Below are 14,987 nucleotides of genomic sequence, written 5' to 3'. Positions count from 1 at the left end.
CATGGCAAGGGGAAGAGCGCCGCAGTCTCCGCGACTTGCGACATGGCGTTTTGTACATTCTGTACAAAATCACCAACCGCTCCCCGGAATTCTGTACAAAACTCCGGGGGAAAACGTACAAACTGTACAAAAATCGCGGCGTTAGCCTTCCAACTTGGTCAAATCCGCCGCCTGAAGACAGATATCACGGATTTTACCAAGCAAATTCAAACGGTTGCGGCGCACGACATCCTTGTCGGTATTGACCTGTACCGCCTCGAAGAAGGCGTCGATGGGGGCACGCAATTTCGCCATCGCCTCCATCGCGGCGGTAAAATCTTCGGCCTTGTTGGCCTTGGCGATATCCGCCTCGGCGGCCTCAAGCGCGGCAAAAAGGTCTTTTTCTTCAGGCACTTCCGCGAATCTTGCATCCGGCCCGAAAGAATATTCGACCCCGTCTTTCTCCTCGGCCTGCGTCAGAATGTTGTTGGCCCGCTTGAACCCCTGAACAAGGTTTTCCCCGTCTTCCGTCTTGAGAATCTCGCTCAACGCCTTCGCCCGGGCCGAGATAAGCCAAAGGTCATCGCCGCCATCCAGCATCAGGCAGGCGTCGATCACATCGTACTTAAGCCCTTGATCTTTAAGGTAAACCTTTAGGCGGTCATGGAAGAAGGCCAACAAATCGGTGCTGAGATCCGGCACCAGGTCACCCACCGTGCGCAGCAGGCTGCCTTCGCCGGTGTCCGGCGCATCGTCATGCTTTTGCAGCTTGTCGATCACCGCCCGGAACGCCGCCCCGAAAACGCCGAATTCTCCAATCTGATCAAGCACTTCTTCCAAAGTGTCGATCTCGCCTTCGCTGGCTTTCTTGCGGTTCAGGCTTATCTTGTGATGTAGTAATTGACTATCGATAAAGCGGTCCAGATGCACCCGCAGGCCATTATCCAGCACGATCCGGATCACCCCAAGCGCCGCCCGGCGCAGGGCAAAGGGATCTTTCGATCCCGTAGGCTTTTGATTTATCGCCCAAAATCCGGTCAGCGTGTCAATCTTATCCGCCAGCGCCACAGTCAGGGAAACCGGCGCTTCGGGCACCGCGTCCGATGGACCAAGCGGCGAATAATGCGCCTCACAGGCCGCTGCCACCTCGGCAGGCAGGCCCGCGGCTTCGGCATAGTAACGCCCCATAAGTCCTTGTAATTCCGGGAATTCATAGACCATCTCGGAACTCAGGTCGGCCTTGGCCACCCGCGCGGCCTGTTCGGCAAGGTCGGCTTTGGCCCCCACCTTCGGCGCAATCTCCCGCGCCAGCGCGGCAATCCGCGAAATCCGCGCCGCTTGCGTGCCCAACTGCCGCTCAAAAGTGACGTTATCAAGCTGGTCGATCCAAGCCTGCATCCCGGCCTTGGCTTCGCGTAAGTCATTATCCCAAAAGAATTTTGCATCCGACAGCCGTGCCGACAAAACCTTTTGATTGCCCGCCAGAATGGTCGCGCCGTGATCTTCGGTTTCGATGTTCGCCACGGTCACGAACCGCTCGATCCGGCCCGTCTTGGGGTTCTTGACCGAGAAGAACTTCTGATGTTCTTTCATCGAGGTTTGCAGCACCTCGGGCGGCAGGTCCAAAAACTCCTCGCCAATCTCGCCCATCAAGACGACAGGCCATTCCACAAGCCCCGCGACCTCGGCCAAAAGCCCTTTGTCTTCAACAACTTCCAACCCGGAGGCAAAGGCCTGATTGGTCGCGTCCTGCCAGATATGATCGGCCCGTTCCTGCGGGTCGAGGATCACGAAATCGCGCTTCAGCTTGGCCTGGTAATCCTCGAACCCCGACACGGCAAAGCGCCCTTTGCCCATGAACCGGTGCCCCTGGGTCGTGTTGCCGGCCTTGATGCCGTCGATATCAAACTCAACAACCGTCGCCTCCCCTGCATCATCGGTGAGGATACACAGGATCGAATGCAAGGGCCGCACCCACCGCAGGCTACCCGCGCCCCAACGCATGGATTTGGGCCAGGGGAAATTGCGCACCGTATCTTCCAGCACCTGGGCCACGATCTCACCCGCCGGGCGGCCCGGCTTGGTGATCTTGGCGAAATAGACCTGACCCTTCTTTTCATCCCTGATTTCAAGGTCTTCGCGGGATACCCCAGCCCCGCGAAGGAAGCCTTCGATGGCTTTTTCCGGCGCATCCACACGCGGGCCTTTGCGGTCTTCCGTGACGGTTGGGCTTTCACCCAAAACCCCTTCAAGCGCCAATGTCAGGCGGCGCGGCGTGGAAAACGCCTGCGCATGCGCATAGGTCAGCCCCGCCTCGACCAATCCGTCGGTCATCTTGGCCTTAAGGTCATCAGCCGCGCGGCGCTGCATGCGGGCGGGAATTTCCTCGGAGAAAAGTTCGATCAGAAGATCAGGCATAAGTCAGTACCCTTCAGGTGGTTCGGGGCAGTTTTCGGGGGCGGGCTCACCATCAAAGACAACCTCGCCACAATGGTTGATCTGGTGCCAGACATAGCCGCGCCCGTCCTCGGTGATGGCGACGATCCGGTCGATACCGTATTGGATGTTCTTTTCACCCAAGAAGGCCAAGGCGCGCCCCTCTTCCAAGGCGGTGCCCACTTCGACCGCGTCAAAGCAGTCAAACCAGCCCGGCGCGACCAACGGCTCGGCCCCGTCATAGGGTTCATAGGTTTCGCTCAGCATGGCGTGGCTCATGGTGGTGGTGAAACAGGCGCGATAGCGGATCGGGGAACTTTCGGCATCGATCGCTTCGAAGTTGTCGTAAAGCACGGGTTCGGGTGCGCCCGAGACCAGCGAAGTCATCTGCACGTCATCGGTACCGGTTGCCTTCACCGGTTCGTAATAGGCGTAGATCTGTTGGTAATATAGGAAAATCCCCGCCACGATTGCCGCAACCACGATCGACCCTCCCAGGATTTTGCCCATCACGCCGCGTGCCCTCCGGCTTCGGTCTGCACGAAGGCGTCGGCGCATTTCTTGGCCAAGGCGCGCACCCGCCCGATATAGGCCTGCCGTTCAGTAACCGAGATCACGCCGCGCGCATCGAGCAGGTTAAACAGGTGGCTGGCCTTGATGCATTGATCATAGGCCGGATGCGCCATGACGATCCGCTTGCCGGTTTTGGGATCTTCGTGATCCTGGGAAAGGATCGCCTCGCACTCGGCCTCGGCCTCTTCGAACTGTTTGAACAGCACGTCGGTATTGGCCACGTCGAAGTTCCAGCGGCTGTATTCCTGTTCGGTCTGGCGAAAGACATCGCCATACGACAGGGCAATCGGTGCGTCCGGGTCGTTGAAGGGCATGTCCATTACGTGGTCGATGCCCAGAACGTACATCGCCAGACGTTCCAGCCCATAGGTCAATTCACCCGAAACCGGGTGGCAATCATGGCCGCCGACCTGCTGGAAATAGGTGAACTGGCTGACTTCCATACCGTCGCACCAAACTTCCCAGCCAAGGCCCCAAGCCCCCAAGGTGGGGCTTTCCCAGTCGTCCTCGACAAAGCGGATGTCATGCAGGGCAATATCGATGCCAATGGCCTTGAGGCTGCCAAGGTACAGCTCTTGCAGGTTGGGCGGGCTGGGTTTGATCAGCACCTGGTATTGGTAATAGTGCTGCAACCGGTTGGGGTTTTCGCCATAGCGCCCGTCAGTCGGGCGGCGCGAGGGCTGCACATAGGCCGCGGCCCAAGGCTTGGACCCCAAGGAACGCAGCGTGGTCGCCGGGTGGAACGTGCCCGCGCCCACCTCCATGTCATAGGGCTGCATCACCGCGCAGCCCTGCTCGGACCAGTAGGCTTGCAGCCGCAGGATGATCTCCTGAAAGCTGCGGGGTTTTCCGGTTTGTTGCACCATGATAGTCTCCGGGGCTGAGCGCCTGAAATCGCCGCCCTTACCTACGGCGCGGATGGGACAGGGTCAATTGCGGGACAAGCGATATTTTGGGTGCATGCCGCCGCAGATTTGCTAAAAGATTCCGAAACAACACGCATTTAACGCAAGGGTACGGGCAATTGGGTCATATGACGCGGATTTTGACGGCACTGACACTGGCAATCCTGATGATGGCGCCTGCGGCGCGGGCGCAGGACGACGGGTTGGCGTGGGTACAGATCGAGGCACAGCCAAGTCTTACGCAGGCGCAACAAAGCATCCGGGGCTATGCCGCCGAGTTGCAGGATGTGAACGGCTTTTCCCTGGGGGGCGGTTGGTATGGTATCGCGCTTGGCCCCTACACCCGCACGGATGCCGAGCAGGTCTTGCGCGTTTATCGTGCCGAAGGATTGATCCCGCGTGATAGTTACATTGCTGACAGTTCTGATTACCGGCAACAATTCTGGCCGGTCGGGGCCAATACCCTGGCCGAAGCCGCACCCGAAACCGCCGCACCGCAAACGACCCCGCAAGGCCAAGACGAAAACCTGGCCGAAGCGGCTCCGGCACCTGTACCCGAAATAGAAGAGCCCGATGAAACCCCGCGTGAGGCCCGCGCCAACGAACGCGAGTTGACCCGTGAGGAACGTACCGAACTGCAGGAAGCCTTGAAATGGGCGGGTTTCTATGGCGGCGCGATTGATGCAGCCTTTGGCCGGGGTACGCGTGGGGCCATGGCCCGTTGGCAAAGCGCCAACAGCTTCGAGGAAACCGGTATTCTGACCACGCTGCAGCGGGCCGAACTGCTACGCCAGTATAACGAAATCCTTGAAGACCTGGATTTGCAAGTTGTCCGCGATGAAGGTGCCGGTATCGAGATGTCTCTGCCCACAGGGGTTGTCGAATTCGAAAAGTACGAACCGCCGTTTGCCCATTACAGCGCGACAGACGACATCGAAGCCAAGGTTCTTTTGATCAGCCAGGAAGGCAATGAAAACACGCTTGCCGGACTGTACGACATCATGCAGACGCTTGAAATTGTCCCGGAGACAGGGCCGCGCACCCTTGATCGGCGTGCCTTTACCTTGATTGGCGAAGGGGCTTTGACCATCTCGCACACGCAGGCGTGGTTGAAGGATGGACATGTGAAAGGCTTCACCCTGATCTGGCCCGCGGGCGATGAAGAGCGGCGTATGCGGCTTCTTGGTGAAATGCAGGAAAGCTTTGCCCGGCTGGATGGCGTGCTCGACCCCTCGGCTGGCGTCGGGACAGAGCCGAGTATCGACCTTGTTTCCGGTTTGGAAGTGCGCAAACCGAAACTGTCGCGCTCGGGCTTTTATGTCGATAGCGCAGGCACTGTCGTGACCACGGCCGAGGTTACCGAAAGCTGCGGCAAGATCACGATCGACGAAGACTATGAGGCCAGGGTTGTCACCCTGAACCAGGATCTGGGTATCGCCGTGCTGCGCCCCGTTGAATCACTGGCCCCCATGAATGTGGCCGCCTTCCAGAAGGCCATGCCGCGGCTTCAATCCGATGTGGCCGTGGCCGGGTATTCCTATGGGGGGGTGCTTGGCGCGCCGACATTGACCTTCGGGCAATTGGCCGAGTTGCAAGGCCTGAACGGGGAAGACACCCTGAAACGTTTGGCGCTTGCGGCCCTTGAAGGGGATGCCGGTGGTCCCGTCGTGGATGCGGGCGGTGCGGTACTGGGGATGCTGCTGCCCCATCGTCAAAATGGTCGGCAACTCCCCGAGGGGGTCAGCTTTGCCGCCGATGCCGAGGCCGTTCAGCGTGTTCTGCAAGAGGCTGGCGTCTCGCCGTCGGCGACCACCGAACAGGAACAGATCGCACCGGAAATCCTGACAAACCGGGCGTCAAGCATGACGGTGCTGGTCAGCTGTTGGGAATGATTGCGCATCGTCGCCGTAACAGTTTTCCAGGGCCTGTGGACACTTACCACAGGCCCTGAGCCTCACAGCATATCCGGCGTCATGTGAATGAGTGTCGGGCGATCCGCCTTGAAGGCCTGACCGACGTCGCGCACAAGCTCTTTCAAATCCGCCGGGCGTGTCGCATATGCCCCATAGGCCCGGGCCAAGGCCCCGAAATCCGGATTATGCGCGACAACCGCCTTCGGGGCGATCTGTGCGCTGATCATACTGTCGTCGATTTCCTTGAGCTTGCCGTTGTCCCACAAAAGAATGGGGAGTGGCAGCCCCAGCTCAACAGCGGCGCCAAGCTCTTGCAGGGTGTATTGAAACCCGTAGTCGCCAGCGATCGCCATGGTCGGTTTGTCCCGTCGTGCCATGGCCCCGCCGACAGCCGCGGGCAAGGCATAGCCCAAGGTGCCGAAGCCCGTGGGGTGGTGCCAATGCCCCGGCTTCGGCATATGCCAGACCTCGTTTGCCACATAGGCGAATTGCGTCATGTCGGAATAGATCATCGTGTCGTCCGGCAACTCCGCGCGCAGGGCATCGCATATGGGCACGATACCGGGGCGTTCGGCATCCACCTCCGAACGTGCAGCAGCCCGAAAGCTGGTGACCTCGGACACCGCCCAGCCGGTTTTGGCTGGCTCCTCCTGCATCTCGATCAGCGCAGAGACCAGATGACCATGAGCCCCGCCAAGGATTTGCATATCGGCCGCGTGCCGGTCACTGACCACTTCGGGGTCAAGGTCAATGCGCACCAAGCGCCCCTTGTGGCCCAAGTCATCGCGCCACAGGTCGCATTCCGAAAGCTCGGTTCCCACGGCGATCACCAGGTCGGCAGAGGCGATCACATCGGCACTGGCAGGCCGACCAAGGTAGGATCCGAAATGCAGGGGGAAGCCCTCGGGGATCAATCCACGCGCTGCATAGGTGGTAAAGCTGGCCGCGCCCATACCGCGCAGCATGTCGAGCCATTGATGATCCCCCGAAGCGGTATCGAGGTGGCGCACCGCCCCACCCCCGAAAATGAACAAGGGCCGCTTCGATGCACGCAGCCACTCACGCAAAGGTTCAAGCCGCAGGGGCGAGGCTTGATCTACCGGACCAGGCCCCATTTCAACAGGCGCAGGCGCGGGATCGGCAGGTGCGCCAAGCGCGGAAATCGGAACCTGGATGTGTTTACTGCGCGGACGACGGGTGTGAAACTCGGTTAGGGCGCGATCAACCAGGCCATATGCGGCTTGTGGTGTACGGGCCTCCTCGGACCAGTCACAAACGGTGGCGGCCGCAGCCTTCTGATCGCGCATCTGGTGTAGTTGCCCACGGATCGCGGCGGTTTCATCAAGGCAGGATGAGATAACCAGGATCGGGACACTATCGGAATAGGCCTGTCCCATCGGGGTCATGATGTTGCAAAGTCCCGGACCGGTAATCACGTAGGCCACGCCGGGCCTGCCGCTGGCCCGGGCATAGCCATCGGCCATGAAGCCCGCACCTTGTTCATGACGGGCCAAAACATGGGTCATGCCGGCTTCTTCGATACCACGGTAAAGTTCCTGATTATGCACGCCGGGGATGCCGAAGATGACATCCACACCCCGTGATTTCAACATATGCGAGATTTGTGCCCCAAGTGCCCTTTTCGTCATCATGCCCTCCAAAAGCTGATGGTAAAGATTGCGTAGACTGCAAGTAGCTCCAGGCGGCCAATAAGCATTGCAGCCACCAAGACCCATTTCGCGGTATCGTTGAGCGCGGCAAAATTGCCCGCAGGCCCGATGATTTCACCCAGACCGGGGCCAATATTGGCCAGTGCCGCCGCGGCCCCGGAAATCGACGTAACAAAATCAAGCCCAGTGAACCCCAAGATGACACTGACCACCCCCAAGGTTACGACAAAGAACACGAAGAACGACATGACCGAGTTGAGCACGTCGTCTGCAATGGGCCGGCCGTCGTAGCGCGGAGTGAATACCCCATGGGGGGAATAAATTCTCCGAAGCTGAGATCGGATCGACGCAAAAAGAATCTGATATCGGAAAATCTTGACTGAACAGGCAGTCGACCCCGCGCAACCACCTATCAAACCGATAAAGAAAAACAGCGTGATCGGAAGCGCCCCCCACCCCATATAGTCCACGCTTGCATATCCCGTCCCCGAGATAATGGAGGTGATATTGAACAGAGCTTCGCGCAGGGCTTGCTCGGGGTGATGTGGGAAGACATGGACGAGGAAAACGCCCATGCCGACCACCAAAACCAGAATAGTGAGGACAAAACCATGGATTTGCGTATCGCGCCAAAGCGGCTTGGGGTTGCCATTCAACAGCTGAACGTAACGCACGAAAGGCAAAGCCGCGAGGATCATGAAAACCGACGCGACATATTCCAAAGGCCCGCTGAATGCGCCGAACGAAGCATCGTAATTCGAAAAGCCGCCTGTCGAGACCGTCGTCAAAGCGTGAACGGTGGCATCGAATGCCTGCATCCCCAAGATCATGTAGCAGGCTACGCAGGCCAACGTCAGCGCCAGATATATGACGGAAATCTGTGAGGCTATGGCACTGGCGCGCGGCAGGATCTTTCCCATCGTTTCGAAGGCTTCCGAGCGGAAAATCTGCATCCCCCCGACCCGGAGTTCGGGTAAGAACACCATGGCCACAACGATGATCCCGACCCCGCCCAACCACTGCAAGATGCCACGCCAGAGAAGAATACCCTTGGGTAAATCATCAAGGCCGGAAAAAACCGTGGAGCCGGTGGTCGTCAATCCTGACATGGCTTCAAATACCGCGTCGACCACGCGGGCCTCGGTCTCACCCAGCAAAAAGGGCAAGGCGCCAAAAATTGGCAGCGCCACCCAAACGCCCGTGGTCAAAAGAAAGGTTTGCTGAATGGTCAGCCCCTCGCGCACGCCATTTTTGCACGCCAAGGAGACAAGCCCACCAATCAACATGGTGATCACCGCACTTTCCGCGAAAACAGCCCAATGACCCCGCCCTTCGGCGATGTCCACCAGCATCGGCAGCACCATGGCCAACCCGAGGGCCAGCACCAAGAGGCCGATCACATATCCCACGGGGCGCAGATCAATCATGAAGCGCAGAGTTGGCCCGAGGCCAGCCAAGTGTCAAGCAAGAGCGCCCCCAAAGCCATCCAAAGCGGTCTTGGGGGATGTAATCTGGGTTTGATTTCAGGCCGCTAGCAAATCACCCAGCACATGGGGCACGATTTCATCATGCTTTAATCCCAGTAGCGCCAATTCCGGCTCGGTCATCGCGTGCAAGCGCATTATCCGTTCCAGATGCCCGCGGCTGAGCATGTAGCCATTCATGCCATGGGCATGTTCGGCAAGGTAAAGATCAAGCGTTTTACGCCAAGTGTCGGGTACGAATTCGATGTCGATACGTTGTGTCATCAGGAACCCCTTTCCTTATCGGGTTTGGGCTCCTCCCATGGTCACTTGGATAGCACGACTCGGTCCGAAAATCATGGATAAAGGCATGGGCGGCGCAGGATGTTGCAGCTATGCCGCCCAAAGCCTGTATGATTCACATGTAGAACAAGTCGCGATAGACGTAATGCACGATTTCGTCGCGCTTGATGCCCAATTCAGCAAGTTCCGCATCGGATTTCGCTTGAAGTGCTTCGATCTTGTCGCGGCGCGACGCGGCATAGGCATGCGCCTCGAACCCCCGGGCCAGCGATGTCAGGAAACCGGCGAAATGGGCACGAAAGCCGCGGCGCTCGGCATGGATGTCTGTGGTCAAAGTTGTCATTGGAAACCTCGTTGCCTTTGGTTGCTACGGTTTGGTTTCCTCCCTGACCCCAACTTAGGTCAGCTTGCCTGACGTGACCACCGACCATTCGGCAAAGCCGGGATGCATGAAATGCAACCCGGCCGTTAAGCCATTCAGTTCAAAGGGGTTTTGGGCTTCTTTAAGCGTGTGCCCGTCGACTCGGGCATCGCCGGTGGCTTGGATGGCGCACGTGGGCGCGCGGGCTTGTCCACGGGCGCATCCGGAACCTTCGATGCGACAGATTTGGTTTTTTGTGACTTTGCGGATTTTGGCGAAAGTGGCTTGGCTGGTTTCGCTTCGGGGGCAGGGCTGGCAGTTGCCGGTCGCGATTTTGGCGCGGCGGCCTTGGGCTTCTTCGCCGGCACAGGTTTCGCGGTAAGCGCATTCGCGTCTACCTGTACGCCGGTCGAAAAAGGGTTGGCCTGAAAAGCGGCCTGGCCGAAAACCTGTGCCACCCGCAGGTTTGTTTCCACCACGTACCCTGCCATCCGCCACGCGGCAGCAGTCAATTCAAGGGGCGTCGTGACATGTTGCATGAAAAGCTCCTTTAAAATGTGTGACCGCGCTAACGCGGCTATGTAACATTTCAATAAAGACAGGGCTTCGCGCGCCCCAGACCACACGCGCAAAACGCAGCGCACAGGCCGAAGTTCGCCCAACCTTAACGCGAAAAGCGCAAAGGTGCCCAAAAACCAAGCGCCTTCGCGAAACGATTGGGCGAATGCATTTCGGGTTATGCCGGGGCCTCAAGTTAAAGGCGAAACACCTTAGCCGACGTGAAACAGCGTTGTGAAGAGTTTTGGGTCGATGCTGTCTGACGCGAAAGTTTCGCCTTCGGTCAGGACACTGACGGCATCGTGACTGTGCAGGCTTTCCTGATGGCTGGCCACAACTCGGAAATCGCCAACACGCGAGTCTTTCTGCAACTGTTCACAGAAAAGCCGCGCTGCATCCTCAACGAAGATCGGATTCGCGGCATTCAACTCGGCAAAGGCCTGTTCATCCTCGCGCTTGACCATGACCTGGGTTTCCGTTGGAACCGCTACGCGGGCCATGTCTATCAGGTCTTCGAACCACAGAACGTCTCCCTCGACAACCTCGACAGACAAACGCGCAACCGAGCGCTGCGAATGCGGCGTGGCAAGCTGCCCGCGCGCCTGACGCGCATGTTCACTCAACTCAAGGGAGCACGGGCAGGTCGACGAATAGACATAGTCAATGTGCATGTATTTGCGGCGCACGCCGTCACGCTCGACCAGTTCCAAGGCGATATCGTAGTATTGAAACCCTTCAAGCCCCGACCGTAGGGATTGCACCTTCATAGGGTAGGAAAACCGCATCTGGATGCGCGCATCGATCGTGTCGAGATCCGTAATGTAATCGTCAAGCGCGGCCTCGATCACCTCGAAACTAAAGGTCTTTTGCGCATGCTTGTAAAAGCTGCGCATGATGCGCGACATGTTGATGCCCTTCTTGTCGGCATCAAGGCTGACGGTGCCGGTGACCGAGGTCTCAAGCGTCAAATCGCCGTTGTCGCGGGTGTGAAAGCTGATCGGCAGGCGGAAATTCGAGATGCCAACATGCTGCAATTGCCGCCGCGCCCCACGAATGAGAGAACTCGGGCCGTTCTGCAGGTCAGGCATGGATGCCTTGTAGGCTGCGTCCACCTTGAAATCATGCGGGTAATCGCGCGAAAGCGGCGGGTAATTCGACGGTCCCTGCCCTGGCAAAAGACGCGCCACGGCTGGGTCCAGATCGGCCACTTCTTCGGGGCTGGCCGATTGTGCCCAGTTGCGCAACACGGCAAGCGCCGCCTCGGCCTCGTCCCGGTCGGGCGATTGCTCAAGATCGGTCGGTCGGATGTTCATGGCATGCTCCCTCGTCCGTGCTGCGGAACCTATACATAAGATATGCGGCGCAGAAATGCTATTCTCGGTATTGTGTACGCTGAAACCGACGCGACAGATCACTCATGGCCGGTTTCGCGCGGTATACCCCCAGAACCGCCCCATCATGAAAATCGCGGCAAGGGCAAGCCCGGTGGCCAAGCCCAGCCACACCCCCACCCCGCCAAGGCCAAGGGTAAAGCCCAAAACATAGCTGGCCGGGATGCCGATGCCCCAATAGGTGATCGCGGCAATCACCATGGGCACGCGGGTATCCTGCACGCCGCGCAAAAGACCAAGCGCGATGACCTGCCACGCATCCACCAGTTGGAAAAGCGCCGCCGCCGCCAAAAGACCGACCCCAAGCGCCAGAACAGCGGCACGGTCAGGTTCGTCCGGGCGCATGAAGGCGCTAATGATCGGCTCGGGCAGTGCCAGGAACACCACGACAGTGGCAAGCGCGGCAATGGTGGACAGGGCGATAACCACCCCTGCCCCGGCCCGCATGCCCGGCAAATCCCCGCGCCCATGGGCATTCCCCGCGCGTACCGTCGCGGCATTACTCAGCCCCAGGTGCATCATGAAGGCAACCGAGGCAGCCTGCAGCGCGATACCGTGGGCAGCCAAGGGCAAGGTACCAAGCCAGCCCATCATCACGGAAGACGCCGCGAAAAGCCCCACTTCGGCCAGATTGGTGATACCAATGGGCCAACCAAGGCGAAAGACCCGGCCAAAGGCCTCGCCATCCGGGCGCCAGAGCCGTTGGAACAGCGCGTGTTCCGGCGTCGCGCGGATCACGTAGACCACAAGCGCCACAAGCGAGACCAGATGCACCGTGACCGAAGCCACAGCCGCGCCGCGAATGCCCATCTCGGGCGCGCCGAAATTGCCGAAGATCAGGATATAATTGACCACGGCATTCACCCCGGCGGCCAAAAGCGTGATCCAAAGCACAACGCGGGTCCGCTCAAGCGCGGCGAGGTAGGACTTCAAAACCATGACGAGAAGCGCCGGCCAAATCGCCCAACCGTTGATGCGGTTATACTCCCCGGCAAGGCGCGAGACCTCATCGGTCTGGCCCAAAGCGTGCAGGATGTCTTGGGTGAACAGCAGCAAGGGCAACGCCAGACAACCGAAAAGCACCGAGGCCCAGAGCCCCATGCGCGTGACCCGGCGTACCTGTGCCCCTTCACCTGCGCCTTGGGCGGCGGCGACCATGGGCATGACCGCCCATGCAAAGCCCGACCCCATGATGAAGAACAAGAAAAACATCTCGCCCCCCAACACCCCGGCAGCAAGCGATTCCACGTTGTACCAACCCAGCATGGCCGCATCGGTCAGGGTAATCGCAAATTGTGCCAGATGGCTGCCCACCAAGGGCAGACCAAGGCCAAGGACAGCGCGCGCGTGTTGGCGATATGTCAGGGCGTGTTGCATGGCTCTGCCTTAGGGCCACGCGCCCGCAGGGGCAATAGGCGAGACGTCAAAGCGCCGATAGCATGAGCTGCCCCGCAACCAGCGCCACCAGCGCCCCGGCAGCGATCTCGACCAATGGCAATATCCTTGGGACGGTCCCGCCCTGTCCGGCAATCAGCCGGGCCAAAAGCCCCTCGCGCAAGGTGACGGCGGCAACCGCCACGGCCACGGTCACGCTTGCCGTTCCAAGGCCCATGGCGAAGGCCCCCATGATGCCTGCCATGTCGACCCCCATGCGCCACGTCAGAATCAGCAGGAACAACGCCCCGGTGCAGGGACGAATGGCGACAGCGGCGACAATGACCAAAGCATCGCGCAACGAGGTTGCTTGCCTGGCATCTTCAAGGCTAGGCCCGTGCTTGTGACCACAGGTCGAGCAAACCTCGCCGTCATCGTGGGCATGATCGTGATGGTCGTGACCAACACGCCGAAAGCGGCGCACCCCGCGCCACAACAACCACATCCCGACAAGGGCTATCGCGCCATAGCTGGCCGGCGCCATGATATCATCCGCCACGCCCTGCATGGCCTGTCGCGTCAGCCCCAAAAGGAAAACACCCGCGTAAACCAGGACCACCGCCGTTGCCGCCTGTGCAAGGCTGGAGGCCAGCGCCAACACTGACAAACGCAGCACTGGCACCCTTGCCCCCACGCCATAGCCGCCGATCAGGATCTTGCCGTGCCCTGGCCCCGCAGCATGGAAAAACCCATAGGCAAAACACAGGCCCAAAAGCCCGGCCAAGGCCCCTGCCTCGCCGGCACGCAGGCCGCGCAGGTAGCCGGCCATGGACTGCTGAACCTCGCGCTGCCCCTCTGCGGCCCACCGGGCCACGGTATCTGCACCGTCAAAGCCCCAAAGCCAGACGGCAATCGCCAAAACGCCAAACCCGGCGATCAGGAGGATTGCGCGCATGTGATCCTCACTTCGTCTGCATAGAAAATGCCCACTTGCACCTCATCGTAAACGGCTTCCATACCCACGCCGCCCAATTCTTCCACCTTTGCGTTCGCCGCTTGGGTGTCGGCCTCGAGAACCTCGGCATCGCATCCTTCCGGAAGGCCCGAAATCTTTTTTAGGTCAAGCGCACCGTAATAAGACGGATCATAGGGGCGAACCGTCAACTCCGTAAGGTCACGTGGAGAAACCGGGCGAATATGTTTGGTAACGATCCGCCCGCCTTGCATCTCGGCATGCGTGGCCTCGGGCCTGCCGAGGTGTACCTTATGTCCGGCCTCGTAAAGAAACAGCGCCCCTTCGAACCCCGGCTCCCAATATTCAAGGTCAAACCCCATGAGGGAGGCGCGCTCCTCATCGGTCAGGATCATATCACCATCGGCGTCCAACCCGCGGTCTTCCAAGACAAGAAGCGAGAAGAAATCGTCATAGCTCCAGGTCACCTCGACGCCGGTCAAGTGCCCTTGCTCATCGCTCAGGAACCGCAAGGCGACATCCACGAAAACATGCGGATGCGCCTGCGCCATTGGCGCAGTGACCAGAGCCAAAGAAAGAAACAGATTCCGCATCATACCCGGATGTTTAGGGCCGCCCTGCCCATTCGGCAAGACGGCCCCAAGCTTTGCGCGAAACCCCGCGTGTTCAAAGCGCATACAGCGGCGTACACGCCCCGCAGCATAGGATCATGAAAACGGCCTGGGTCTAGTGTGTCCAGGCCCCACGCCGGTTAGCCGCGAAATTCTCACCGTATCCACCGGTGCGGATATTCGGCTTGCGCTTATGCGGTTCTTGCACAACGGCATCAATGCCATGTTCCTTCGCATATTCAAGCGCGGCTTCCTTGCTGGAGAACCGCAGCCTGACCTGCGCTTGCGTGTCACTGGACGATGTCCACCCCATCAAGGGATCAACCTCGCGTGCCGTTTCAGACACGAATTCCAGCACCCAATGCTTGCTCTTGGCTGTACCGGACTGCATGGCATTGCGTGCGGGCTTGTAGATACGTGCGGGCATCGGGACCTCCTTGGTGACAGCGGACTTATTCCAAATCTACGCCATCGGGG

The 14,987-nt window shown here is 59.4% G+C and carries 14 protein-coding genes; 1 reads left to right on the top strand and 13 read right to left on the bottom strand.

Annotated elements, in window-relative coordinates:
* Nucleotides 1–141 precede the first annotated feature (141 nt).
* From glyS to RBB32_RS10090, 3 genes are read right to left on the bottom strand one after another with little or no spacing between them, the layout of a single operon-like run.
* The gene (gene glyS, locus RBB32_RS10100) at nt 142–2,397 is read right to left on the bottom strand and encodes a glycine--tRNA ligase subunit beta (protein ID WP_306152582.1); all 2,256 of its coding nucleotides are present in this window, start codon (nt 2,395–2,397) and stop codon (nt 142–144) included.
* A gap of 3 nt (nt 2,398–2,400) precedes the next feature.
* Nucleotides 2,401–2,925 (bottom strand): DUF6446 family protein, encoded by a 525-nt coding sequence (locus tag RBB32_RS10095; protein ID WP_306152581.1) that lies wholly within the window; start codon nt 2,923–2,925, stop codon nt 2,401–2,403.
* On the bottom strand, nt 2,925–3,854 hold the full coding sequence (locus RBB32_RS10090) for a glycine--tRNA ligase subunit alpha (protein WP_306152580.1): 930 nt from the start codon (nt 3,852–3,854) through the stop codon (nt 2,925–2,927). The genes RBB32_RS10095 and RBB32_RS10090 overlap by 1 nt, the downstream gene beginning before the upstream one ends.
* A gap of 167 nt (nt 3,855–4,021) precedes the next feature.
* On the opposite strand from RBB32_RS10090, the gene RBB32_RS10085 reads away from it, so the two are divergent.
* Nucleotides 4,022–5,785 (top strand): serine protease, encoded by a 1,764-nt coding sequence (locus tag RBB32_RS10085; protein WP_306152579.1) that lies wholly within the window; start codon nt 4,022–4,024, stop codon nt 5,783–5,785.
* A gap of 62 nt (nt 5,786–5,847) precedes the next feature.
* Here RBB32_RS10085 and RBB32_RS10080 read toward each other — a convergent pair whose 3' ends face one another.
* The 10 genes from RBB32_RS10080 to RBB32_RS10035 form a co-directional block, all read right to left on the bottom strand.
* Nucleotides 5,848–7,455, bottom strand: coding sequence for a 5-guanidino-2-oxopentanoate decarboxylase (locus tag RBB32_RS10080; protein WP_306152578.1), 1,608 nt, complete (start codon nt 7,453–7,455; stop codon nt 5,848–5,850).
* Nucleotides 7,455–8,903: a TrkH family potassium uptake protein gene (locus tag RBB32_RS10075; RefSeq protein WP_306152577.1), complete on the bottom strand. Its 1,449-nt coding sequence runs from the start codon at nt 8,901–8,903 to the stop codon at nt 7,455–7,457. Before RBB32_RS10075 ends, RBB32_RS10080 begins: the two co-directional genes overlap by 1 nt.
* A 96-nt stretch (nt 8,904–8,999) precedes the next feature.
* Nucleotides 9,000–9,224, bottom strand: a complete 225-nt coding sequence (locus RBB32_RS10070) for a DUF1127 domain-containing protein (protein ID WP_306152576.1) — start codon at nt 9,222–9,224, stop codon at nt 9,000–9,002.
* A 133-nt stretch (nt 9,225–9,357) separates the two neighbouring features.
* Entirely contained in the window at nt 9,358–9,585 is a 228-nt protein-coding gene (locus tag RBB32_RS10065; RefSeq protein ID WP_306152575.1) for a hypothetical protein, read from the bottom strand.
* A 134-nt stretch (nt 9,586–9,719) separates the two neighbouring features.
* Complete coding sequence (locus RBB32_RS10060) at nt 9,720–10,142, bottom strand: hypothetical protein (RefSeq protein ID WP_306152574.1); 423 nt, start codon at nt 10,140–10,142, stop codon at nt 9,720–9,722.
* Nucleotides 10,143–10,373: 231 nt separating this feature from the next.
* Entirely contained in the window at nt 10,374–11,474 is a 1,101-nt protein-coding gene (gene folE2 / locus RBB32_RS10055) for a GTP cyclohydrolase FolE2 (RefSeq protein ID WP_306152573.1), read from the bottom strand.
* A 102-nt stretch (nt 11,475–11,576) separates the two neighbouring features.
* Nucleotides 11,577–12,929 carry an MATE family efflux transporter gene (locus RBB32_RS10050; RefSeq protein WP_306152572.1) on the bottom strand — a complete coding sequence of 451 codons (1,353 nt, stop codon included), beginning with the start codon at nt 12,927–12,929 and terminating at the stop codon, nt 11,577–11,579.
* A 46-nt stretch (nt 12,930–12,975) separates the two neighbouring features.
* Nucleotides 12,976–13,881, bottom strand: a complete 906-nt coding sequence (locus RBB32_RS10045; RefSeq protein ID WP_306152571.1) for a nickel/cobalt transporter — start codon at nt 13,879–13,881, stop codon at nt 12,976–12,978.
* Entirely contained in the window at nt 13,863–14,492 is a 630-nt protein-coding gene (locus RBB32_RS10040; RefSeq protein ID WP_306152570.1) for a DUF1007 family protein, read from the bottom strand. The genes RBB32_RS10045 and RBB32_RS10040 overlap by 19 nt, the downstream gene beginning before the upstream one ends.
* A gap of 133 nt (nt 14,493–14,625) precedes the next feature.
* Entirely contained in the window at nt 14,626–14,937 is a 312-nt protein-coding gene (locus RBB32_RS10035; RefSeq protein WP_306152569.1) for an ETC complex I subunit, read from the bottom strand.
* Nucleotides 14,938–14,987: the final 50 nt, after the last annotated feature.

This window comes from Roseovarius sp. MMSF_3281 (assembly GCF_030733685.1).
In the GTDB taxonomy this organism is placed as follows: Bacteria; Pseudomonadota; Alphaproteobacteria; order Rhodobacterales; family Rhodobacteraceae; genus Roseovarius.
This window is presented reverse-complemented; position numbering and strand designations above follow the sequence as displayed.

Bases quoted from the DNA above. Each gene is read 5' to 3' on its own strand.
- RBB32_RS10080 (WP_306152578.1), bottom strand. From the start codon at position 7,455: ATGACGAAAAGGGCACTTGGGGCACAAATCTCGCATATGTTGAAATCA.
- RBB32_RS10045 (WP_306152571.1), bottom strand. From the start codon at position 13,881: ATGCGCGCAATCCTCCTGATCGCCGGGTTTGGCGTTTTGGCGATTGCC.
- RBB32_RS10070 (WP_306152576.1), bottom strand. From the start codon at position 9,224: ATGACACAACGTATCGACATCGAATTCGTACCCGACACTTGGCGTAAA.
- RBB32_RS10090 (WP_306152580.1), bottom strand. From the start codon at position 3,854: ATGGTGCAACAAACCGGAAAACCCCGCAGCTTTCAGGAGATCATCCTG.
- RBB32_RS10065 (WP_306152575.1), bottom strand. From the start codon at position 9,585: ATGACAACTTTGACCACAGACATCCATGCCGAGCGCCGCGGCTTTCGT.
- glyS (WP_306152582.1), bottom strand. From the start codon at position 2,397: ATGCCTGATCTTCTGATCGAACTTTTCTCCGAGGAAATTCCCGCCCGC.
- RBB32_RS10035 (WP_306152569.1), bottom strand. From the start codon at position 14,937: ATGCCCGCACGTATCTACAAGCCCGCACGCAATGCCATGCAGTCCGGT.
- RBB32_RS10075 (WP_306152577.1), bottom strand. From the start codon at position 8,903: ATGATTGATCTGCGCCCCGTGGGATATGTGATCGGCCTCTTGGTGCTG.
- RBB32_RS10060 (WP_306152574.1), bottom strand. From the start codon at position 10,142: ATGCAACATGTCACGACGCCCCTTGAATTGACTGCTGCCGCGTGGCGG.
- RBB32_RS10040 (WP_306152570.1), bottom strand. From the start codon at position 14,492: ATGCGGAATCTGTTTCTTTCTTTGGCTCTGGTCACTGCGCCAATGGCG.
- folE2 (WP_306152573.1), bottom strand. From the start codon at position 11,474: ATGAACATCCGACCGACCGATCTTGAGCAATCGCCCGACCGGGACGAG.
- RBB32_RS10095 (WP_306152581.1), bottom strand. From the start codon at position 2,925: ATGGGCAAAATCCTGGGAGGGTCGATCGTGGTTGCGGCAATCGTGGCG.
- RBB32_RS10050 (WP_306152572.1), bottom strand. From the start codon at position 12,929: ATGCAACACGCCCTGACATATCGCCAACACGCGCGCGCTGTCCTTGGC.
- RBB32_RS10085 (WP_306152579.1), top strand. From the start codon at position 4,022: ATGACGCGGATTTTGACGGCACTGACACTGGCAATCCTGATGATGGCG.